This window comes from Dactylosporangium sp. NPDC049140 (assembly GCF_040648435.1).
Genome location: NZ_JBEZDS010000006.1, coordinates 13,717 through 35,459 on the forward strand (window position 1 = coordinate 13,717; position 21,743 = coordinate 35,459).

Annotated in this window: 18 protein-coding genes, 1 pseudogene and 1 riboswitch; of the genes and pseudogenes, 8 read left to right on the forward strand and 11 right to left on the reverse strand. The window is 71.6% G+C overall.

From position 1 onward, the window contains the following. Positions 1 to 81: 81 nt before the first annotated feature. The gene (locus AB0B76_RS12255; RefSeq protein ID WP_360373699.1) at positions 82 to 750 is read left to right on the forward strand and encodes a polysaccharide deacetylase family protein; all 669 of its coding nucleotides are present in this window, start codon (positions 82 to 84) and stop codon (positions 748 to 750) included. Here the strand turns inward: AB0B76_RS12255 and AB0B76_RS12260 are convergent. The 6 genes from AB0B76_RS12260 to mmsA all read right to left on the reverse strand — a co-directional run bounded on the left by AB0B76_RS12260 (position 738) and on the right by mmsA (position 7,899). Then, a complete protein-coding gene (locus AB0B76_RS12260) occupies positions 738 to 1,838 on the reverse strand; it encodes an ATP-binding protein (RefSeq protein ID WP_360373702.1) in 1,101 nt (366 codons plus the stop codon). The genes AB0B76_RS12255 and AB0B76_RS12260 overlap by 13 nt on opposite strands. Positions 1,839 to 1,846: 8 nt before the next feature. Next, positions 1,847 to 2,470, reverse strand: coding sequence for a response regulator transcription factor (locus AB0B76_RS12265; RefSeq protein ID WP_360373705.1), 624 nt, complete (start codon positions 2,468 to 2,470; stop codon positions 1,847 to 1,849). A gap of 150 nt (positions 2,471 to 2,620) precedes the next feature. Beyond that, positions 2,621 to 3,796, reverse strand: coding sequence for an ROK family protein (locus tag AB0B76_RS12270; RefSeq protein WP_360373708.1), 1,176 nt, complete (start codon positions 3,794 to 3,796; stop codon positions 2,621 to 2,623). Positions 3,797 to 3,868: 72 nt separating this feature from the next. Beyond that, positions 3,869 to 4,984 carry a sugar-binding protein gene (locus AB0B76_RS12275; protein ID WP_360373711.1) on the reverse strand — a complete coding sequence of 372 codons (1,116 nt, stop codon included), beginning with the start codon at positions 4,982 to 4,984 and terminating at the stop codon, positions 3,869 to 3,871. A gap of 72 nt (positions 4,985 to 5,056) precedes the next feature. After that, the gene (mmsB, locus tag AB0B76_RS12280) at positions 5,057 to 6,355 is read right to left on the reverse strand and encodes a multiple monosaccharide ABC transporter permease (RefSeq protein ID WP_360373714.1); all 1,299 of its coding nucleotides are present in this window, start codon (positions 6,353 to 6,355) and stop codon (positions 5,057 to 5,059) included. Next, positions 6,352 to 7,899: a multiple monosaccharide ABC transporter ATP-binding protein gene (gene mmsA / locus AB0B76_RS12285; protein ID WP_360373717.1), complete on the reverse strand. Its 1,548-nt coding sequence runs from the start codon at positions 7,897 to 7,899 to the stop codon at positions 6,352 to 6,354. The genes mmsB and mmsA overlap by 4 nt, the downstream gene beginning before the upstream one ends. A gap of 294 nt (positions 7,900 to 8,193) precedes the next feature. Here mmsA and AB0B76_RS12290 point away from each other — a divergent pair, with 294 nt between their 5' ends. Next, on the forward strand, positions 8,194 to 9,429 hold the full coding sequence (locus AB0B76_RS12290; protein WP_360373719.1) for an ROK family transcriptional regulator: 1,236 nt from the start codon (positions 8,194 to 8,196) through the stop codon (positions 9,427 to 9,429). A 291-nt stretch (positions 9,430 to 9,720) separates the two neighbouring features. Here the strand turns inward: AB0B76_RS12290 and AB0B76_RS12295 are convergent, their stop codons facing one another. The 3 genes and pseudogenes from AB0B76_RS12295 to AB0B76_RS12305 all read right to left on the reverse strand — a co-directional run bounded on the left by AB0B76_RS12295 (position 9,721) and on the right by AB0B76_RS12305 (position 11,950). Next, positions 9,721 to 10,503 carry a dienelactone hydrolase family protein gene (locus tag AB0B76_RS12295; protein WP_360373722.1) on the reverse strand — a complete coding sequence of 261 codons (783 nt, stop codon included), beginning with the start codon at positions 10,501 to 10,503 and terminating at the stop codon, positions 9,721 to 9,723. Positions 10,504 to 10,958: 455 nt separating this feature from the next. Beyond that, positions 10,959 to 11,090 (reverse strand): annotated as a pseudogene (locus tag AB0B76_RS12300) (IS5/IS1182 family transposase); the annotation flags it as partial. 116 nt (positions 11,091 to 11,206) lie between these two features. Continuing rightward, the gene (locus AB0B76_RS12305; protein ID WP_360373725.1) at positions 11,207 to 11,950 is read right to left on the reverse strand and encodes an IclR family transcriptional regulator; all 744 of its coding nucleotides are present in this window, start codon (positions 11,948 to 11,950) and stop codon (positions 11,207 to 11,209) included. A gap of 29 nt (positions 11,951 to 11,979) precedes the next feature. Here AB0B76_RS12305 and eda point away from each other — a divergent pair, with 29 nt between their 5' ends. Together eda and AB0B76_RS12315 are read left to right on the forward strand one after the other, a co-directional pair. Beyond that, positions 11,980 to 12,627, forward strand: coding sequence for a bifunctional 4-hydroxy-2-oxoglutarate aldolase/2-dehydro-3-deoxy-phosphogluconate aldolase (gene eda / locus AB0B76_RS12310; protein WP_360373728.1), 648 nt, complete (start codon positions 11,980 to 11,982; stop codon positions 12,625 to 12,627). Next, complete coding sequence (locus tag AB0B76_RS12315; protein WP_360373731.1) at positions 12,624 to 13,718, forward strand: sugar kinase; 1,095 nt, start codon at positions 12,624 to 12,626, stop codon at positions 13,716 to 13,718. The genes eda and AB0B76_RS12315 overlap by 4 nt, the downstream gene beginning before the upstream one ends. Here AB0B76_RS12315 and AB0B76_RS12320 read toward each other — a convergent pair. Then, complete coding sequence (locus AB0B76_RS12320; protein ID WP_360373734.1) at positions 13,715 to 14,551, reverse strand: LLM class flavin-dependent oxidoreductase; 837 nt, start codon at positions 14,549 to 14,551, stop codon at positions 13,715 to 13,717. The genes AB0B76_RS12315 and AB0B76_RS12320 overlap by 4 nt on opposite strands. A gap of 190 nt (positions 14,552 to 14,741) precedes the next feature. On the opposite strand from AB0B76_RS12320, the gene AB0B76_RS12325 reads away from it, so the two are divergent. The 4 genes from AB0B76_RS12325 (at position 14,742) to AB0B76_RS12340 (ending at position 20,943) form a co-directional block, all read left to right on the forward strand. Further along, positions 14,742 to 15,911, forward strand: coding sequence for an AbfB domain-containing protein (locus AB0B76_RS12325; RefSeq protein ID WP_360373737.1), 1,170 nt, complete (start codon positions 14,742 to 14,744; stop codon positions 15,909 to 15,911). Positions 15,912 to 15,944: 33 nt separating this feature from the next. Next, positions 15,945 to 16,039: riboswitch (glycine riboswitch) on the forward strand. 117 nt (positions 16,040 to 16,156) lie between these two features. After that, positions 16,157 to 17,512: an L-serine ammonia-lyase gene (locus AB0B76_RS12330; RefSeq protein ID WP_360373740.1), complete on the forward strand. Its 1,356-nt coding sequence runs from the start codon at positions 16,157 to 16,159 to the stop codon at positions 17,510 to 17,512. A gap of 16 nt (positions 17,513 to 17,528) precedes the next feature. After that, complete coding sequence (locus AB0B76_RS12335) at positions 17,529 to 19,703, forward strand: MMPL family transporter (RefSeq protein WP_360373743.1); 2,175 nt, start codon at positions 17,529 to 17,531, stop codon at positions 19,701 to 19,703. Between the two features lie 10 nt (positions 19,704 to 19,713). Beyond that, positions 19,714 to 20,943: a low temperature requirement protein A gene (locus AB0B76_RS12340; RefSeq protein WP_360373746.1), complete on the forward strand. Its 1,230-nt coding sequence runs from the start codon at positions 19,714 to 19,716 to the stop codon at positions 20,941 to 20,943. Here the strand turns inward: AB0B76_RS12340 and AB0B76_RS12345 are convergent. Then, complete coding sequence (locus AB0B76_RS12345; RefSeq protein WP_360373749.1) at positions 20,878 to 21,741, reverse strand: zinc-binding dehydrogenase; 864 nt, start codon at positions 21,739 to 21,741, stop codon at positions 20,878 to 20,880. The two genes, AB0B76_RS12340 and AB0B76_RS12345, sit on opposite strands and share 66 nt — an antisense overlap. Positions 21,742 to 21,743 lie beyond the last annotated feature (2 nt).

The window sequence follows — 21,743 nt, forward strand, 5'->3', positions numbered from 1 at the left end:
CTCGCGTCCGGGTGTGCAGCCCATGGCGGCGAAACCGCCCAGGGGCGGCCCGGTCCCTCGGCGACCACCTCGGGGTCGGGCGTGACCGGTGGATCCGGGCTCAGCGCGGCGCAGCTGGCCCGGATCCCGCACTTCCCGCCGGCGCCCCCGCCGAAGCCGGTCACCGTGCCGGCCGGGCCGTCCGCGGGCTGGTACAGCGCGATCCCGACCGACCAGCCGATCGCGTTCATCACCATGGACGACGGCTGGACCAAGGATCCGCGGGCGCTGCCCCTGCTGCAGGCCGCGCATGTGCCCGTCACGCTGTTCCTGGAGATCAACGCGATAAAGGCCGACCCCGGCTACTTCACCCGCCTCCAGCAGGCCGGGGCGGTCATCGAGGCGCACACGATCTCCCACCCCGAGCTCAAGGGCAAGTCGTACGACGTGCAGAAGCACGAGATCTGCGGCTCCGCGGACGAGCTCGGCCGCCTCTACGGGCGCCGCCCGCTGCTGTTCCGCCCGCCGTTCGGCGACAAGGACGCGACCACCCTGCGCGTCGTGCACGACTGCGGGATGAAGGCCGCGTTCTTCTGGAAGGAGACGACGGACAAGGGCGTCGTGCGCTACCAGGCGGGCTCGACTGTCAAGGCGGGCGACATCCTGCTCATGCACTTCCGGCCCGCGTTCGTCGACGACTTCCTCGCCGTGCTCCAGGCCATCTCGGCCGCCGGGCTCACGCCCGCCCTGCTCGAGGACTACGTGAACTGAGCGGAAAGGTCGAGGCGCACGACGGTACCGCCGGACGGTCCCGCCCCCACGAACAGCTCGGCGCCGAGCAGTTCCGCGCGCTCGCGCATGCCGATCAGCCCGTGGCCGGCCGGGAAGCCGCCCGGGGGCGGGCCCGGGCCGTCGTCGCGCACGAGCACCCGCAGCCCCGGCCCGTGCGGCCCGGCCTCGACGTGGATGCGCCGCGGCCCGGCGTGGCGCACGGCGTTGGTCAGCGCCTCCTGGACTATTCGGTACACTGCGGTCTCCGCCGTCGCCGGCAGCCGCGGCAGCCCGTCGACCGCAACGTCGACCTCGAGGCCGTGGCGGTCCCTGATGTGCCGGGCCAGGTCGTCGAGCGCGGCGGCCAGGCCGAGCGCGTCGAGGGCCAGGGGCCGCATCTGGGCGATGAGGCGGCGCAGCGACTGGATCTGCCGGCCGACGATCTCCCGGGCGTCGGCCAGGCCGCCGTTCGCGTCTATCGCGACGTCGGCGGGCCCGCCGTTCGCGTCGGCCCGTTCGCCGTTCGCGTCGGCCCGCTTTTCGTTTGCCCCCGCTGCCGCGGCCGCCAGCAGGACCTGCACCGCGGCCAGCTCCTGCAGGGTGTCGTCGTGCAGCTCGCGGGCCCATCGGCGGCGCTCGGCCTCGGCCCCGTCGAGCCGGGACGCGGCCTCGCGCAGCCGGGCCCGGTGCCGCTCCAGCGCGGCCTCGCGCAGCGCCAGCCCCGCGGTCGCGAACAGCAGCGCGACCGGGAGGAGCAGCAGCAGTATTTCGGGCGCGGGCCGGTTGCTGCCCTGCCAGAGCGCGGCGACGGCGATGAGCGCGGCGATGCCCGCGGCGGCGAGCAGCCGGGCCCGTACGGCGAAGCGGCGGGGGTCGGCGGCCGGGGCGACGGCGAGGGCGAGCAGGAACGCCGCGCCCGCGCCGGCCCCGGACCACAGCTCGGCGCTCGGGGCCAGGTCGCCGAGCTCGAGCAGGATCGCGGTGCCGAGCAGCGCCACGCCGACGGCCGTGAGCGCCTTGCGCAGCCCGCCGGTCACCGTCGTGCCGAGCAGCGTTCTGCGCAGGCCGCGGGCAAGCGTTTTACGCACGCCGCCGATCACGGGAGCAGGCCCATTCGGCGCGCCGCCACGACCAGCTCCGCGCGGCTGGTCGTGCCGAGCCGGGCGCGCAGGTTGGCGCGGTGCGTCTCGACCGTACGCAGGCTGATCGCGAGCCGCGCGGCTATCTCGGCGTTGGTGTGCCCGGCGGCCAGCAGCGCGAGCACGTCCCGCTCGCGCGGGCTGAGCGCGTCGGCCGGGGCCCGGCGGCTGCGGGCCAGGCGCGCGCCGAGCTCGGCATCGACGTACACCGAACCGGCCATCACCGTCTCGACCGCCCGCAGCAACTCGTCGGCGGCGGCCTCCTTGAGCACATATCCGTGCACGCCCCCGGCGAACGCCTCCCGCGCGAACGACACGTCGTCGTGCATCGTCAGCACCACGATCCGCGGCGGCGGGTCGGCGGCCAGCAGCTCGGGCAGCACCGGCAGCGCGCTGTCCGGGCCGAAGCTGAGGTCGAGCACGATGAGGTCGGGCCGCAGGCGGTGGGCGACCGCGCGCAGCTCGGCGAGCCCGGCCGCCTCGCCCTCGACCCGGCAGCGAGGGTCGGCGGCGAGCAGCGCCCGCAGCCCGGCCCGCACGACGAGATGGTCATCGGCGAGAAGGATCCGCCACGTGGTCACGCCCTCGTTTCTACTCCGTCGGTCCCAGCCGTGGACGCACGGCTCCCGGGAGGCGTTGAGCGCGGCGGCACGCTGCCGCCTTCCGCCGGACGCCGTCACCGCATGCACGCCGCGGCGGTACGAAAGGTTGAGCGCGACTTCGGCGGCCGGCTAAGACCTGGCGGCGTACAGCGGGTCGGACAGCAGGGACTCGAAGGCCAGCTCCGCGGCGCCAACCAGAGGGGCGTCGTCGCCGAGCTGGGGCGTGTGCAGTGCCACGTGGGCGCGGCACGCCGGCAAGGCCATGGTGTGCAGGCGGTTGCGCACGTGGTCGGCGCCCGCGAGGTACAGCTCGCTCAGGGTTCCGCCGAAGACGACCACCGTCGGGTTGAAGATGTTCACCAGGTTGGCCACGCCGAAGCCCAGCCAGTCCGCGGCGTGGGCCACGGCGGCCTGGGCGTCCGGGTTGCCGTCCTGCGCCGCCTGTACCGCGGCCGCCACCGCCGCGCCCGGGGTCGGGACCGTGCGGCCCGCGAGGTGCAGCAGGGCTCGCTCGCCGATCTCGGTTTCCCAGCAGCCGCGGGAGCCGCAACCGCAGAGCCGGCCCTCAGGGTGTACGACCATGTGGCCGACCTCGCCGCCGTGGCCGCCGTAGCCGGTGATGCGGCGGCCGCCGGCGATGATGCCCGCGCTGATGCCCGCGTCGCCGTGCAGGTAGATGACGTTGTCGGCGCCCGTCGCGGCACCGCGGGTGTGTTCGGCCAGGGCGGCCAGGTCCGCTGTGCCGCCCAGGAACGGGCCCGCCGACGGGCCCAGCCGGGGGTACAGGGCGCCGGCCAGTTCGGGTTCGATCGTCTCATCGGCCCAGCCCAGGTTGTGGCGCACGGAACCGGAGACGGCCAGGCCGGAGCCGACCAGCACGGCGTCCGCGGGTGCGGAGCGCTGCATGTCGGCGACCAGGGCGACCAGCGCGGCGATGGTCGGGGCCGGGTCGGGGCCGGGCGGGCGCTGGGCGGTGCGGCCGTCGAGGACCTTTCCGCCCAGGCCGACACGCGCGGCGCGCAGGCGGTCGAGCTCCAGGCTCAGCGCGTACCCGTAGACGCGCGACGACCGCGGACGTACCACGATCGACGGCCGGCCGGCGCGGCCGGTCTCATGCGGTACACCCTCGTCGACAAGGCCCGCGGTGGCCAGATCGGCGGTGAGCGCGCCGATGGTGCTGCGGTTCAGGCCGAGCCGGTTCGTCAGTTCGGCGCGCGACGTCGCGCCGCGGACGTGGATGTAGCGGAGCAGGGCCCCTAGGTTCTGCCGGCGCACCGACTCCTGCGGACTGGTGGAGGAGGACACGCTTTAAGCCTCCTGGAACGAGCGTGGGTCCCCGGAACATCGCTCCGGGGACCCACGACGTCGTTGCCGGTGTTACTTGGTGAGCGGGGAGAGCTTCGGGTCGTTGGCGTAGGCCTCGGCCGCGTTCGCCTTGGTCACGATGACCGGCGGGAGCAGGTACGACGGGACGACCTTGACACCGTTGTTGTAGGACTTGGTGTCGTTGATGGTCGGCTCGCCGCCACCCTGGAGGGCCTTCACCATGTTGATGGTCTCGGCCACCAGCTTGCGGGTGTCCTTGTTGATCGTGGAGTACTGCTCGCCGGCCATGATGCTCTTGACCGACTCGACCTCGGAGTCCTGGCCGGTGACGACCGGAACCGGCTTACCGGCGGCCTTCACCGAGGTGATGATCGCGCGGGCCAGGGTGTCGTTCGGGGACAGGACGCCGTCCAGCGTCTTGCCGCCGCTCGCGTAGGTCGAGGTCATGATGGTGTCCATGCGCGACTGCGCACCCTCGGCCTTCCAGCCCTGGATGGCGGTCTGCTTGACGTCCTTCTGGCCCGAGCCGACGATGACGTCGCCCTTGTCGATGAGCGGCTTGAGCACGTCCATCGCGCCGTTGAAGAAGACACCGGCGTTGTTGTCGTCCGGCGAGCCGGAGAACAGCTCGATGGTCCACGGGCCGGTCGGCTTCTTGGCCTTCATGCCGTCCAGCAGGGCCTGGCCCTGCAGCTGGCCGACCTTGAAGTTGTCGAACGCGATGTAGTAGTCGAGGTCGTTCGTGCCGGTGATGAGCCGGTCGTAGGCGATGACGATCGCGCCGGAGTCCTTGGCCTGCTTGACCTGGGTGCCCAGCTGCGCGGCGTCGGTCGCGCCGATGACGATGACCTTCGCGCCCTTGGTGACCATGGACGAGATCTGCGACTGCTGGTCGGCGACCGTGGTCGACGCGCCGGCGTACTGCACGTCGGACTTGAAGCCCGCGTCCTTGAGGCCGTTGGTGAACAGGTCACCGGCGAGAACCCAGTTCTCCGAGGTCTTCGACGGCAGGGCGACGCCGATCAGCGCGTCCTTGGCGAAACCCTTGGTGGCACCGGAGGCAGCGGTGGACGAGTCGTTGCGATCGCTGCCGCCGCACGCGGCGGTGCTCAGCGCAACCAGCGCGACAGCGCTGACGGCGAGGCTCCTGGTGAGGAACTTGCGCATGGCTTTGAAAGCCCTTTCTTTCGGGATGTTACTGGGGATAGGGGCGTCTGCCGCGGGTGTGCGGCGGGTGGGTCAGCCGCCGACCGGAGTCCTGATTGACTCCTGACCGGCTTGGTTGGGCGCGGCCGGCTCGGAGTTCTCCTGCCGGCGGAAGGGGCGCATGATCGATCCGATGATCGAGAAGCGACCCTGGCTCTTGTTGTAGACGTCGAGCGCGACGGCGAGCAGCAGGAACAGGCCGCGGATGATCTGCTCGCGGTCGGTGCCGATGCCCAGCAGCTGCAGGCCGTTCTTGAGCACGGCCATGACCAGACCACCGACGATCGAGCCGCTCACCGTGCCGATGCCGCCGGCGACCGCGGCGCCACCGATGAAGACGGCGGCGATCGCGTCGAGCTCCCAGCTGAGGCCGTCCTGCGGGCCGGAGGCGCCGGAGCGGGCCACGAAGATCATGCCGGCCAGCGCGGCCAGGATCGACATGTTCATGATGACGAAGAAGTTGACCCGGCGCAGCTTGACGCCGGAGAGCTCCGCGGCGCGGGCGTTGCCGCCGACCGCGTAGATGTGCCGGCCGCCCGGGGTGTTGCGGGTGTAGAAGGAGTACGCGATGACCAGCGCGGCGAGGATGCAACCCGAGATCGGGAAGCTCGTGCCGACGCGGCCGCCGGCGAAGCGCAGGGTGGCGAACACGATGATCGCGACCATGATGGCCATGCGCACGACCGACACCCACATCGGGCTCTGCTCGGCGTCCATCTGGCGGCGGGTCTTGCGCGCGGAGAACTCGCGCCACACCACGGCCAGGCAGGCGATGAGGCCCAGGATCAGGGTGCTGTTGTTGTACCCCGTGTTGGGGCCCCACTCCGGCAGGTATCCGGCGCCGATCTTGGTGAACGCCTTCGAGACCGGGATCGTCTCGGCGTTGCCGATGAACTGGTTGCCGCCCCGGAATATCAGCATGCCGGCGAGCGTGACGATGAAGGCGGGCACGCCGATGTAGGCGACCCAGAAGCCCTGCCAGGCGCCGATCAGGGCACCGACCGCGAGACCGAGCAGGATGCCGACCCACCACGGCAGGTTGTGGTCGCGCATGGTCTTGGCCACGATGATGCCGACGAACGCGGCGACCGAGCCGACCGAGAGGTCGATGTGGCCGGCGACGATCACCATGAGCATGCCGATGGACAGCACGGAGATGTACGCGTACTGCTGGGTCAGCGAGATCAGGTTGCCGGAGTTGAGGGTCAGCCCGTCGGTCCACCACTGGAACAGCAGAATGATCGCCACGAGGGTGAAGATCATCGTGAACTGGCGGGCGTTCGAGGTCGTGCCCCCGAACAGGTTCTTCTGGAGGTCCTTGAGTCGGCTCATCGCGTCGGCATCTTCTTCGTTGAGGTCATCTGCTTCATGAGGAGTTCCGGGTTGGCCTCGCTGCGGGGGACCTCTCCGGTGATGTTGCCTTCGAACACCGTGTAGATGCGGTCGCACAGACCGAGCAGCTCCGGCAGCTCCGAGGAGATGACGATGACGCCCTTACCCTCGTCGGCGAGCCGCTGGATGATGCCGTAGATCTCGTACTTCGCGCCGACGTCGATACCGCGCGTCGGCTCGTCGAGGATCAGCAGGTCGGGATCGGTGAACATCCACTTGGCCAGCACGACCTTCTGCTGGTTGCCGCCCGAGAGCTTGGTGACGCCCTCGTCGACCGAGGGGGCCTTGACCCGCAAAGCCTTGCGGTACTCCTCGGCCGCCTTGTACTCGGCAACCTCGTCGATGACGCCGCGGCGGGTGATCTTCGACAGCTTGGCGGCGACCGTCGAGGTCTTGATGTCGTCGAGGAGGTTGAGCCCGATGGACTTGCGGTCCTCGCTGACGTACGCCAGGCCGTGGCTGATCGCCTCGGCCACCGACTTGAGCTGGATCTCCTGGCCGTCCTTGAAGATCTGCCCGGACTCATAGACGCCGTAGGAGCGGCCGAAGAGGCTCATCGCCAGCTCGGTGCGCCCGGCGCCCATCAGGCCGGCGAAGCCGACGATCTCGCCGCGGCGGACCGTGAAGCTCGAGTTCTTGCAGACCAGCCGGTCGGCGGCGATCGGGTGGCGCACGGTCCAGTTGCGGACCTCGAAGAAGACCTCGCCGATCTTCGGGGTGTGCTCGGGGAAGCGGCTCTCCAGGTCGCGGCCGACCATGCCGCGCACGATCCGGTCCTCGTTGACGCCCTCGGCGCCGACCTCGAGGGTCTCCACCGTCTTGCCGTCACGCAGGATCGTGATGGCGTCCGAGATCTCCTCGATCTCGTTGAGCTTGTGCGAGATCATGATCGAGGTGATGCCCTGCCGCTTGAAGCCGCGCAGCAGATCGAGCAGGTGCTTGGAGTCGTTCTCGTTGAGCGCGGCGGTCGGCTCATCGAGAATGAGCAGCTTGACGTCCTTGGCGAACGCCTTGGCGATCTCCACCAGCTGCTGCTTGCCGACGCCGATGTCCTTGATGAGGGTGTCGGGGTCGTCGCGCAGGCCGACCTGGGTCAGCAGCTCGTGGGCGCGGCGGTTGGCGCCCTTCCAGTCGTAGGACCCGTTCCGGCGGGGCTCGTTGCCCAGGAACAGGTTCTCCGTGATGGACATGTGCGGCACCAGGGCAAGCTCCTGGTGGATGATCACGATGCCGGCCTTCTCGCTGGACCGGATGTCGCTGAAGCGACTCTCCGAGCCCTGGTAGAAGATCTGGCCGTCGTACGAGCCATATGGGTAAACGCCGCTGAGCACCTTCATCAGCGTCGACTTTCCGGCGCCGTTCTCACCGCAGATCGCATGGATCTCGCCCTCACGGACCACCAGGTTGACGTCGCTGAGCGCCTTGACGCCCGGGAACTCCTTGGTGATGGACCGCATCTCGAGCAGGATCGGTGCGGTGCTCATGACGCGAGCCGCCTTGTCACCGACATCATGTTGCCTCCGAGGGGCATTGCCGCCAGCCAGGTTTGTTGTGACGACCAACTTATTCCAGTGTGGCGATCCTGCCCAGCCCCGCCGATCGTTTCTTGGTAACAATCCGGCAATGATCTAGCCCTCAGGCCGCCATCGCAGCGACCCGGGAAGCGCTCTCACATGTCCGGGGTGTTAGCTGCGCGTGTCGGACTCTAAATCCAATTGCTTTACTAAGTCAACGCCGCGGGGCATCATGTAGGTAACGGTACGTAGGCAGGAGGCCGGGTGCGGCAAGTCGGGACAAATCTCCCAAAGGTCGGGCAGTACAACCGGGCGGTCGTGCTGGATCAGATCCAGCTGACCGACGGCACGAGCCGGGTGGAGATCGCGGAGCACACCGGCCTGACACCGCAGACGGTCTCCGGCATCGTGCGCCGGCTGATCGACGAGGGGATCGTGCGCGAGGACGGCGCGCGCTCCTCCAGCGGCGGCAAGCCACGCACCGTGCTGCGCATCAACGCCGACGCCGGGCGGGCCGTCGGGCTGCACTTCGACCCGATCGAGCTTGCCTGTGTCGTGGTCGACCTGCTGGGCCGGCCGCTCGTCACCGCCCGCCGCCCGACCCCCGCCGACATGGACCCGGCCAAGGTCACGGCGGCGATGGCCGGCCTCGTCGGGGAGGTGCTGGCCGCCGCCGGGGTCGAGCGCGAGCGGGTGCTCGGCGTGGGGCTGGCCGCCCCCGGGCCGATCGACCAGTCGCTCGGCGAGGTCATCTCGCCGCCCCAGCTGTCGGACTGGACCCGCGTGCCGCTCAAGCAGATGGTCGCCGACGCCACCGGGCTGCCGGTCACGCTGGACAACGACGCGACCGCCGCGGCGATCGGCGAGCGCTGGGCGGGCGCCGGGCGCGGGGTCGCGAACTTCGCGTACTTCTTCCTCGGCACCGGTGTCGGCGGCGGCCTCGTGCTCGGCCACCAGGTCCATCGGGGCGGGTCCATGAACGCCGCCGAGTTCGGGCACACCTCGGTTACGGAGAGTGGCCCTGACTGCTACTGCGGCAACCGGGGGTGCCTCGAGAGCCTCATCAACCCGGCGGCGCTGGTCGCCGACGCCCGCCGGCTTTTGGCCGCCGGCGATGAGAGCGCTCTCACGAAGGCTTACCGGCGGTCACCGTCCACTGTGGATCACGGGGCCCTGTGCCGGGCGGCCGCGGCCGGCGACGAGCTCGCCGCCGGGGTGATCGGGCGGGCCGCCGAGCGCCTCGCCGCGGTCGCGGTCAATGTGGTGAACATCGTCGACGTGGAGCTCATCATTCTCGGCGGGCACGGCATCCGCCACGTGGAGACGCAGTTCCGCGGCGCGGTGGTGCGGGCGCTGGGGGAGCGGGCCATCGCGCGGCGCATTCGCGACGTCGAGGTGGCCCTGTCCCCGCTGGGCGACGACGCGGCCGTGATCGGGGGCGCGGCCCTGGTGCTGCACTCGACGTACTCGCCGCAGGTTTCCGCCCTGCTTGCCGGCTAGGGTCCGTTTCATAAGTCTGGTCCGAGCCCCTCGCTGATGGCTGTCGGGCTCCAGTTGATCCGTTACACATCGGCTTCACTTGACGGGTGACAATCGGCCGGATCTCTCCTGTTCTGCCGTCACAGTGCGCAACCAGCGTGCCGTCCTATCGCCGGGGAAGCGATCCTCGATGCCGGTGAAGACGCGCGGTCAGCGGCAGAGGAGTGCGTCGAGTGCGCAGCGCCGATTTCACGAATGAGGTAAGAGGCCATTTCACCTTCCATCATCCGCGTGCCGACGACCAATGCGCCGTCAGCCTTCCTCATGCGTTGCGGCAAGGAACGTGCGAGTAGCGTCGAACGAGCGCTCGTCGGCGGTCCGGTCGTAGGCGACGCCGGGAACCGAGCCCGGCGCTGCGTGCTTGTGCGTGAAGCCGTGCATGGCCTGGCCGTAGATGTTGAGCTGCCAATCGGCGTCCGCACGGCTCATCTCATCAGCGAATGCGACGACGTCGGCGATCGGGATGTGCGGGTCCGATGCGCCGTGGCAGACGAGTACCTTCGCCGTGACTGTGCCGCGCTCGGCGGGTTTGTTTGTCGTCAGGCTGCCGTGAATGCTCACGACGGCGCCGACGTCCGCGCCCGACCGGGCCAGCGCCAGGGCGGCCATGCCGCCGAAGCAGAAGCCGATGGCGGCCAGGTTCCCACTCACCTCGGGGCAGTCCGCGAGTGCTGTTAGCCCGGCCTGGCCTCGGCGGACCAGCAGGGCAGGGTTGTCGCGCAGGGCGGTGAGGCATGCCATGACTCGCGCGCGGTCGCCCGCGATGCCGTCGCCGTACATGTCGCAGGCGAGGACGGCATAGCCGAGTTCGGCGTAGCGGTGTGCTTGATCCCGTGCGTGTTGGTCGAGGCCGGCGCCACCGTGAATGAGCAGGATCCCGGGTTTCGGGCGCGGTTGCGCTTCGTTCCATACGAGAACGCCGGTCAATGAGGTATCGACGTCGCTGTAGGACACGGTGCGGGTCGCGATCGTCGTGGGTGCGGCAGGCGGCTCGGAGGATTGTCCCGATGAGGGGAAAGAGCGTTCAACATCCATGACGGGCGACGCTAACAGAAACGTCAGATGAACCGCATCTATCATACTACGATAAACAAAATTTGGGAAGTTCAATGGAGTTGCAGTTTCATCTCAACTTCGAGCCTTTGGTGAAGGCTTTTATGCCGATGATCGAGTCGGCTGCCGAATACTGATCCTTCCTGATGCCGGTTCGCGTCCAAACGCGGCGCGAAGACACGCTCCTATGAGCGAGTCCCAGATCAGACTCGATACCCGAACTACGCACTCAATTCGGCAGAAGCGAATGGCTGGGACGACCGGCGTCGTGGACGGCCGGCGTCACGGTCCGTGTCCGGCATGCTCAAGGCAGGTGTAACCCGTCAACTGGAGTCACCGTGTAACGGATCATGATGCCGCACTCGACGGCGTGGCGCTGTCGGCAGCGGATCGGGTCGAACGCGGGCGGCCTGATCGGCCTTGCTGGGGATGCACGCGGTGATGCCGCGGGATCGGCCGAGCGCGTGGTCGGCGGGCTCATGGACCCCGCCGGGCGGCTCCTGCCGCAGGTGGCCGTCGCGGCGGGCGCCGGCGGCGTGCTGATGTGCGCGGCTGGTCGTGGAGTCGACGTCCCGCCACGGCGCGCTGAACCATCTACCCGAGACCTCTTCAGTTATCGATCACCGCCACGCCGCGACCCCACGCAGCCCGGCCACTTCTGAAACACGCGCTGGGACGACAGGGCCTACAGGAAGCGTCGCGCGCTGGCGGCCTTGGAAACCGCCTCCGACAGCGCCGCCGCCACTTCGTCCACTGTGGACGGAGAGACCCGCGTGCGGGGGATCGACAGGCTTATCGCGTCGGTCGCCGGCTCGCGCATCGGCACGACCCGCGCCACGCACACGATGCCCTCGGTGTTCTCCTCGCGGTCCACGGCGTAGCCGGCCGCCCGGATCGAGGCCAGCTCCGCGTGCAGCGCGGCCCGGTCCGTGATCGTGTGCGGGGTCAGGGCCGGCAGCGGGTCGGGCAGCAGTGCGTCGACCTCGGCGAGGGGGCGGCCGGCGAGCAGTACCTTGCCCAGCGCGGTCGCGTGCGCGGGAAGGCGACGGCCGATCGCGGAGTACAGCCGCAGCGGATGCACCGACTCCCGCTTGGCGACATAGGTGATGTCGCGGCCGTCGAGGCGGCCGAGGTGCGTGGTCTCGCCGAAGCGCGCGGCCAGGTCGTCGAGGATGCCGGCGAGCAGCCCCACGGTGTCGTCGGCGTCGAGGTAGGCCGCGCCGACCTGCAGCGCCCGCAGCCCGAGCCGGAAGCGGGTGTCGGACGCCTCGATCCAGCCGCGGGCGGCCATCGTGCGCAGGATGCCGTGCAGGCTGCTCTTCGGGATGTCGAGCAGCCGCGTGAGCTCCGACAGCGTCGACGGGCCCGCGGCGGCCAGCGCCTCCAGGATGTCCAGGGTCCGGTCCGCTGATTTGACGGGTGTGGTCACGCGGCCCCCCATGCACTATGGTCACGGACGTGACCGACGTTCAGCATACTGAACACCCCACCGTCGTAGAAGTCATTGCCACCGGGAAGATCGTGCCGGTCGTCGTGCTCGAGGACGCCGCCGACGCCGCGAGCCTGGCCGACGCCCTCGTCGCCGGCGGCCTGGGCTGCGCCGAGGTGACGTTCCGGACCGCCGCCGCGGCCGACGCCATCCGTGCCATGAGCGACCGCCCCGGCATGCTCGTGGGCGCGGGCACCGTGCTCAATGTGGCGCAGGTCGACCGGGCCGTGGCGGCGGGCGCGAAGTTCGTCGTGAGCCCCGGCTTCAGCGCCGCCGTCGTGGCGCGCTGCCAGGAGCACGGCGTGCCGGTGTTCCCCGGCGTCGCCTCGCCGAGCGAGATCATCCAGGCCCTCGACGCGGGCCTGGACACCGTGAAGTTCTTCCCGGCCGAGCAGCTGGGTGGGGTACCGATGGTGAAGGCCCTCGCCGCTCCCTTCCGCTCCGTCAGGTTCATCCCCACGGGCGGCGTCAACACCGGCAACCTCGCCGACTACCTCGCCGTGAAGTCGGTGCTGGCCGTCGGCGGGACCTGGATGGTCGCGCCCGACCTGCTCGCCGCCCGCGACTGGGACGCCGTCACCAGCCGCACCCGAGACGCATTGGAGCAGACCCGATGATCACCGTGCGGCCGGCGGCCGAGTGCCGCTACGACCTCGTCTCGCTCGGCGAGGTCATGCTCCGCCTCGACCCGGGCGAGGGTCGCATCCGCACCGCGCGGCAGTTCCGGGCCTGGGAGGGCGGCGGCGAGTACAACGTGGCCCGCGGGCTGCGCCGCTGCTTCGGGCTGCGCACCGGGCTCGTCAGCGCGTTCGCCGACAACGACGTGGGCCGGCTGCTGGAGGACCTGATCCTGCAGGGCGGGGTGGACACGGCGTTCGTGAAGTGGGTGCCGTACGACGGAATCGGCCGCACCGTCCGCAACGGCCTGAACTTCACCGAGCGCGGGTTCGGGGTGCGCGGCGCCGTCGGCGTCTCCGACCGCGGGCTCACCGCGGCCGGCCAGCTGCGCCCGGGCGACGTGGACTGGGAGCACCTCTTCGGCGAGCTCGGCGTGCGCTGGCTGCACACCGGCGGCATCTACGCGGCCCTGTCCGAGACCACCCCGGACACGATCGAGGCGTGCCTGGCCGCGGCCCGCCGGCACGGCACCGTGATCTCGTACGACCTCAACTACCGGCCGAGCCTGTGGAAGGCGATCGGCGGCCAGGAGCGGGCCCGCGAGGTGAACCGCCGCCTGGCCGGCTTCGTCGACGTGATGATCGGCAACGAGGAGGACTTCACCGCCTGCCTCGGCCTTGAGGTGCCCGACACCGACATCGACGGCGGCGAGCTGGACTCGGCGAACTTCCGCACGATGATCGCGGCGGCGGTCGCGGCGTACCCGAACTTCCAGGTCGTCGCGACCACCCTGCGCGGCGTGCACACCGCCACCGTGAACGACTGGGGCGCGATCGCCTGGGCCGACGGCGACTTCGCCGAGGCCACCCACCGTCCGGCCCTGGAGATCCTGGACCGGGTCGGCGGGGGCGACAGCTTCGCCTCGGGCCTCATCTACGGCCTGATGACGTTCGGCGACGTGAAGACCGCCGTCGAGTACGGCGCGGCCCACGGCGCCCTGGCCATGACCACCCCGGGCGACACCTCGATGGCGAGCCTGAAGGAGGTCGAGGCGCTGGTCGCCGGGGCCGGCGCCCGCGTGCAGCGCTAGAGCACGGTCTCGGCCAGCAGCTCGATCTGGGCCGGGTCGTCGCCGTAGCAGTACAGGACCAGCTCGTCGGCGCCGAAGTCGCGGTACGCGGCAACGGTGTCGGCGAGCTGTCCGGCGTCCGTGACCGGGTCGCCCCAGCCCGAGCGGCCCGTGAACGCGTAGTACTCCGCCACCGCGCGCCGCGCCCGGGCGATCGACTCGGGCGAGCCCGCCGCGGCGTTGATCTGGCAGACCAGGCGCGGGCGGCCGGTGCGCCCGGCCTCGGCCCACTGGTCGTGCACGGTGCGCACGAGACCGCCGGCCCACTGCAGCGGGGCCGCGCACAGGAACCCGGCGCCATAGCGGGCGACCCGGGCCAGGGCCGCGGGCGCGAAGCCGCCGATGAGCAGCGGCGGGCCGCCGGGCGTGGCGGGGGCGGGGCCGACCGGCGTCTGCGGGTACGCCCGCCCGGCCCAGATGTCGTGCAGGTCGGCGAGCATCCGGTCCATGATCGGCCCGCGCCGGTCGATCGGCACGCCCGCGGCCGCGTGGTCGTCGTCGCGGCCGCCGATGCCGACGCCGAGCGTGAGGCGCCCGCCCGACATCAGGTCGAGCGTCGCGGCCTGCTTGGCCAGCAGCGCGGTGCCGCGCAGTGGGGCGAGCAGGACCTCGGTCTGCAGCCGGATTCGGGTGGTGGCGCCGGCCAGGGCGGCGAGGGCGACGAGCGGCTCGGGATTGTCGTAGGCGAGCCGGTCGAGCAGCGCCACGGTGGCGAAGCCGGCCGCCTCGGCGCGGCGGGCCCATTCGGGCAGCCGCGCGGGGTCGCTGATGGGCAGGCCAAGGCCAAGATCCATGATTCGGTACTCCCTGTAGGTGGGCAGCAAACAGTGCTGTCGCCACCTCCTCCCCGCGACTGCTGCGAGGTCCCGCCCCCATCTGCGACGTCCATCTCGGGGGCGGAATTCGGAGTTCCAACGCCAATTGTACCCGACGAACAAAATTCAAATATTTACAACAATGAATCACACACATAACGTCGGATTCATGCGTCGTCTGCTCACCGCACTCGCCGCGACGGCCGCCACCGTCGCGGCGCTCCTGGCCGTGCCGGCCGCCGCCCACGCCGAGTCGAACGGCGGGGTGCGCATCCTGCCCCTCGGCGACTCGATCACCGACGGCTTCAACGTGCCCGGCGGGTACCGCATCAACCTGTGGCGCGCCCTGGCCGCCGCCGGCCACCCGGCCGACTTCGTCGGCTCCCAGTTCAACGGCCCGTCCGACCTGCCCGACCACGACCACGAGGGGCACCCCGGCTGGCGCATCGACCAGGTCGACGCGAGCGCCGCCGCCTGGGTGTCGTCCACCGCGCCCCGCAGCGTGCTGGTCCACCTCGGCACCAACGACGTCATCCAGGGCTACGACCCCGGCAACGCCCCCGCGCGGCTGTCCGCGCTCATCGACCACGTGCGCGCGGCCGCGCCCGGCGCCGACGTGTTCGTCGCCTCGATCATCCCGCTGGCCGACGCCGGGCGGGAGTCGGCCGCGAACGCGTTCAACGCCACCATCCCCGGCATCGTGAACGGCAAGGGAACCAAGGTCCACTTCGTCGACATGCACGCCGCGCTGAACACCGGCGACCTCGCCGACGGGGTCCACCCGACGCGCGCCGGCTACGACAAGATGGCCGCGCGCTGGGCCTCGGCCCTGGCCGCCGTGCCCGGCTCGGCCGGCGACGACGGGGCGCCCGCCACGCTGCCGTCCGGCTCCTACGTCTCGCTGCGGGCCACGACGGCGTGCTGCACGACGCGGTACGTGCGCCACATGAACGGCCTCGGCTACACCGAGGCGGTGTCGTCGGCCAGCGACCAGCTGCTCAAGCAGGACGCCACCTGGCGCGTGGTGCCCGGCCTGGCGGGCGGCTGCTACAGCCTCCAGTCCCGCAACTACCCGGCCTACTACCTGCGGCACCAGAACGGCCGCGCGAAGATCAGCGCCGATGACGGTACCGCCCTGATGCGCGCCGACGCGACGTGGTGCGCGCGCACGTCCCCGGGCGGGGTGCGGCTGGCGTCCTGGAACTTCCCGGGCTCCTACCTGCGCCACATCAACGCCGAGCTGTGGCTGGCCACGCCCGGCGGCAGCGCGGCCCAGGACAATGCCGGCAGCCTCGTCCCCGACATCACGTGGGCCGTTGCCGCGCCCTGGGCCCCGTAGTACGGTCGGCCCGACAACCGAATACGCGCCGCTCGACCCGCGACGGGAGAGCCCCCTTGTGACGCAAGGGGCGCCGAAGGAGCAACTCTCCCCGAGAATCTCTCAGGCCCATGTACCGCCGCGGGGAGGCAACTCTGGAAAGCCGGGACGTCGCGTCCCGCGCCCACGGTGCAAGCCGCCCCGGCGGTGAAGCTCTCAGGCATTCGATGACAGAGCGGGGAGGCCCGACCTCACTAGGAGCCTCCATGACGCTCAGCGCGTTCGACCTGTACTCAATCGGCATCGGCCCGTCCTCGTCGCACACGGTCGGGCCGATGCGCGCCGCCCGCCGCTTCGCCGCCCGCCTGGCCGGCGACGGGCTCCTGCCGCGCACCGGCCGCGTCAAGGCCGAGCTCTTCGGCTCGCTCGGCGCGACCGGGCACGGCCACGGCTCGGCGAAGGCCGTCATGCTCGGCCTCGAAGGCGCCGACCCCGCCACCGTGGACACCGACGCCGAGGCGGGCGGCGCCGGCCGGATCGCCCTGCTGGGCGAGCACGACATCCCGTTCAGCGTCGACAACGACCTCGTGCTCCACCGCCGCCGCTCCCTGCCCGAGCACCCCAACGGCATGCGCTTCACCGCGTGGACCGACAGCGGCGAGGAGCTGCTCACCCGCACGTACTTCTCCGTCGGCGGCGGCTTCGTGGTCGGCCCCGACGGCGGCATCGCCGAGGCCGACGTCCCGGTGAAGTTCCCGTTCACCACCGGCGCCGAGCTGCTCGCCCACTGCGAGGGCCGCTCGATCTCCGACGTGATGCTGGCCAACGAGCTGTCCTGGCGCTCCGAGGCGGAGATCCGCGCCGAGTTGCTGCACATCTGGTCGGTCATGCAGGCGTGCGTGCACAGCGGCTGCACCCGCCCGGCCGGCGTGCTGCCGGGTGGCCTGAAGGTGCGCCGCCGGGCGCCGCGCCTCTTTGCTAGCTTAAGCGAAAAATCGGATATGTCGGACCCTCTGTACGTCATGGACTGGCTCAACCTCTACGCGCTCGCCGTCAACGAGGAGAACGCGTCCGGCGGCCGGGTCGTCACCGCCCCCACCAACGGGGCGGCCGGCATCATCCCCGCCGTCCTGCACTACGCAGTGCTTCCCAAGTTCGGCCGGTTCGTGCCCGGCGCCGACGACGACGGCGTGGTCCGGTTCCTGCTCGCCGCCGCGGCCGTCGGGATCATCATCAAGGGCAACGCGTCGATCTCCGGCGCCGAGGTCGGCTGCCAGGGCGAGGTCGGCTCGGCCTGCGCGATGGCCGCCGCCGGGCTGTGCGAGGCGCTCGGGGGCTCGCCCGGCCAGGTCGAGAACGCCGCCGAGATCGGCCTCGAGCACAACCTCGGCCTGACCTGCGACCCGGTCGGCGGCCTGGTGCAGATCCCGTGCATCGAGCGCAACGCGATCGCGAGCGTCAAGGCGGTGAACGCGGCCCGGCTCGCGCTCAACGGCGACGGCGCGCACCACGTCACGCTGGACAAGGTCGTGCGCACCATGCGGGAGACCGGCCGGGACATGTCGGTGAAGTACAAGGAGACGGCCCGCGGCGGCCTGGCCGTCACCGTGATCGAGTGCTGATGAGAAGCTTTCGGGCATGGCGCTCGGCGTGGTGGCGAGGATCGGTCGGTTCTGCTTCCGGCACCGCTGGTCGGTGATCGGGGTCTGGCTGGTGGTGGTCGTGCTCGGCGGGCTCGCGTTCGGGCCGGTCTTCCGGGCGATCGCCGACCCCACCAACCCCAAGCACGTCGAGGCGATCGACGGGCTGGACGCCGTCGCGACCGGCAACGACTCCAGCGGCACGGTCATCGGCCTCGTCGACCACGTCGACCCGCAGGCCCCCGCGGTCCGCACCGCCGTCGACGCCGCGGCCGCCGACCTCGGCCGCTCCGCCGGCGTGACCACGGTGGCCACCCCGTTCTCCGTGCCCGCCGGGCCGGCCGCCGCCTACGTGGCCGGCGACCGGCAGGCCCTGCTGATCGTCGTCACCCTCGCCAAGCTCGAGACCGGCGAGCGCGACGGTGTGCTGGCGACGCTGCGCACCCGGCTGCACCGGGTCGACGCCGATCTCGCGGCGGCCGGTGTACCGCAGGCCACGGTCGAGGTCGGCGGCAACCCGGCCCTCAACGCCGACGTGCGCGGCGCGCAGAAGGCGGACCTCGGCCGCGCCGAGCTGGTCTCGCTGCCGCTGACCCTGATCGTGCTCGTGTTCGTCTTCGGCGGGCTGGTCGCGGCCGGCCTGCCGGTGCTCGCCGCCGTGGTGTCCGTGGCCGCGGCCATGCCGCTGCTGTGGGCGTTCAGCCGGGTCACCGACCTCGACCAGAACGTCGTCACCGTGGTCACCCTGCTCGGCCTCGGCCTGTCGATCGACTACGGGCTGCTGCTCGTGGCCCGCTACCGGGAGGAGGTCGCGGCCGGCTTCGAGCCGCCGGAGGCGATCGGCCGGGCCTGGGCGACCGCGGGGCGCACCATCTTCTTCAGTGCGCTCACCGTCGCCGCGGCGCTGTCCGGCCTCATGATGTTCTCGGTCCACCAGCTCGGCGCCCTCGGCGCGGGCGGGGTGTCGATCGCGGTCGTGGCGATGCTTACCGCGCTGACCTTCACCGCCGCGCTCATCGGCGTGTGCCACAAGCGGATCCGGCCCCGGGCCCGCGCCCAGCGGACCGACGAGCGCGGGTTCTTCGCGAACCTGTCGCGGATCGTCCAGCGCCGGCCGGTGCTCATCGCGCTCGGCACCACCGTGGTGCTGCTGGCCGCCGGGTCGCCGCTGCTCGGGCTCACGCTGAAGCTTCCCCGGCTCGAGGGCGTGCCGCGCAGCATCGAGTCGGCCCGCGTCGCCGACGAGCTCGGCCAGCGCTTCGGCCGCGCGTACCGGCCGGTGGTGACCGTCGTCGCCCGTACCGACGCCAAGTCGCTCGACGCGTACGCCGCCCGGTGGGCGTCCGACCCGGCCGTCGCCGGCGTGCAGCCCGCCAAGCCGGCGGGCGAGGGGGTCGCGACGGTCGACCTCGCGCTGCGCGGCGGCTCCGAGGACGAGGCGGCCCAGGGGCTCGTGCACCGGCTGCGCGCCGACCGGCCCGCCGGGGTGCAGTCGTGGGTGGTCGGCGACGCCGCGATCCTCATCGACCTGGTCGGGTTGATCGTCGACGACCTGCCGGGCGCCGTGGCGGTCACCCTCGTGGCGATGGTGCTGCTGCTGTTCGCGATGACGGGGTCGCTCGTCGTACCCGTGAAGGCCGTGCTGGCCAACGTCGTGTCCCTCGGGGCCACTTTCGGCGTGATGGTCGCCGTGTTCCAGCACGGCTGGGGCTCCGGGGTCCTGCACACGCTCACCGTCGGCGGGCTCGACCCGTTCGTGGTGGTGATCGTGTTCGCCTTCGCGTTCGGGCTCTCCATGGACTACGAGGTCTTCCTGCTCGGGCGCATCAAGGAGTACGTCGAGCGCGGCGACGACACCGACACCGCCGTGCGCCGCGGCCTGCAGCACACCGGCCGGATCATCACCTCCGCCGCGCTGCTGATGGTCGTGGTCTTCGCCTGCTTCGCCGCGGCCGACCTCGGCCAGATCGAGCAGGTCGGGCTCGGCCTGCTCACCGCGGTCGTGATCGACGCGACGGTGGTGCGCTGCCTGCTGGTACCGGCGACGATGACGCTGCTCGGGCGCTTCAACTGGTGGGCCCCCGGCCCGCTGCGGCGCCTGCACGAACGCATCGGCCTGCGTGAGCACGCGCTGCCGCCCGCCCGGGAGCTGGAGACCGTCTCGGTCGATTAGGGTGGCGATCATGTCCACCCCGGCAAACGCCGAGGAACGCCACGCCACCTGGCTGGAGCTGTTCTTCGACCTCGTCATCGTCGCCGCCGTCGCGCAGCTGGCGCACCTGCTGCACGAGGACGTGACGGGCGAGAAGGTGGTGCTCTTCGCCTTCGCGTACTACGCGATGTGGAGCGTGTGGACGGCGTTCACCCTGTACGCGAACGTGTCGGGCATCCGCACCCGGCAGCGCTCCATGCTCCTGGCGATGCTCGGGATCGCCGTGATGGCCGCCTCGATCCCGATCGTCGAGCGCGGCACGGCCGGCCCGTTCGTCATCGCCTACCTCTGCTGCCGCCTGCTCAGCATCGGCTCGTTCAAGCGCGAGAACCGGGTCATGACCGAGTGGCCGGGCGTGCAGCAGGCCATCGGGGTGCTGCCGTGGGTCGCCTCCCTCGCCCTGCACGACGCGAACCGGTACTGGTTCTGGGCCGCGGGCATCGCGCTGGACCTGTACTTCTCCCTGGCCCGCTCCCGCGACCCGCAGGCCCTGCTGGCCGAGGAGCGCCGCGAGCTCGAGCGCTCCCTGCGCCGCCGCCACCGCGAGCAGGAGCTGGACAAGGTCCTGGCCCTGCAGGCCGCGACGCCGGACCGCCCGCACCTGGGCGAGCGCCTCGGCCTCTTCGTGATCATCGTCCTCGGCGAGGCGGTCGCCCAGCTCGTCAACGCCGCCGCCGACGTCGAGCACTGGCGCAACGGCGTGTGGCTCGTGGTCGTGCTCGGCTTCGGCCTGCTCGTGGCACTGTGGTGGCTGACCCTGCGGTACGGCCCGAGCGCGGCCCCGACGTACGGGATGCGGGTCTTCGCCCTGCGCCTCACCATGCCCGCCCACTACCTGACCACGGTCTCGATCGTGGTCATCGCGGCCGGCCTGGGCGCCATGGCCGGCCACCCGGACGGCCACGTCGAGACGTCGGCCCGCCTGGTGCTGTGCTCCGGCGCCGTCCTGTACTTCCTGATCGCGACGCTGATGGGCGCCCGCGGCGGCGCGAGCTGGCGCTGGGTGCTCGGCTGGGGCGTGCCGGCCGTGCTGGTCTGCGCGGCGGCCGGGGTCCTCGGCGGGCCGCTCCCGGCGTGGGCCCTGCTGGCCGTGGTCCTGGCGGCGGCGGGGTGGCACATCGCGTACCGCCGCGTCTCAGGCGTGCGCGGGGGCCAGGACGACGACGCGGCCGAGGTTGCCCCGAGCGGCGACCAGCTCTAGCGCGCGGTCCAGGTCCGAGAGCGGGAACTCGACGTACCGGGGCCGGATCCGGCCCGCCGCGAGCAGGTCCCACAGCTCGGCCCGCCACCCGTCGACGACCTCGGCCCGGTGCCGGTTCCACAGCCCGACCGCGAACCCGGTGACCGTGCGGCCGTTGCCCAGCAGCGAACCCGCGTCGAGCGGCCCGCCGCCGGCGCTGAATGCCACCAGCCGCCCGAACGGGCCGAGCGCGTCGGCGCCGCGCTGGACGAGCTCGCCCCCGACCCCGTCGAGGACGACGTCGACGGGGTCGCCCCAGTCCGCGTCGGCGTAGGTCACGCACTCGGTGGCGCCGCACTCGCGCAGGAACGCGGCCTTCCCGGGCGATCCGGTCACCGCGACGACCCGCCGCGCGCCGAGGGTCTTGGCCAGTTGTACCGCGAGATGCCCGGCCCCGCTCGCCGCCGCCGTGACGAGCACCGATTCCCCCGCCCGGAACCCGCTCGCGCGCAGCGCCCCGAGCGCGACGAGCCCGCCGCGCACGACGGCGAGCGCCGCCCCGGCCGCGGGCCCCTCCGGCACCGGGTTCACCAGCCCCGGCACGCCCACGACGAGCTCGGCGTAGGCGTCCCGGAACACGACGCCGCCGACCCGGTCCCCGGGCGCGAAGCCCTCGACCCCGTCGCCGACCGCCGCGACGCGCCCGACCACCTCGCCGCCGGGCGACGCGCCCGGGTCGTCGCGGCGCAGGCGCAACAGGCCGACGCCGACCCCGATGGCGTCGGTGCGAATGAGGAGCTGACCCGGACCGATCTGCATGC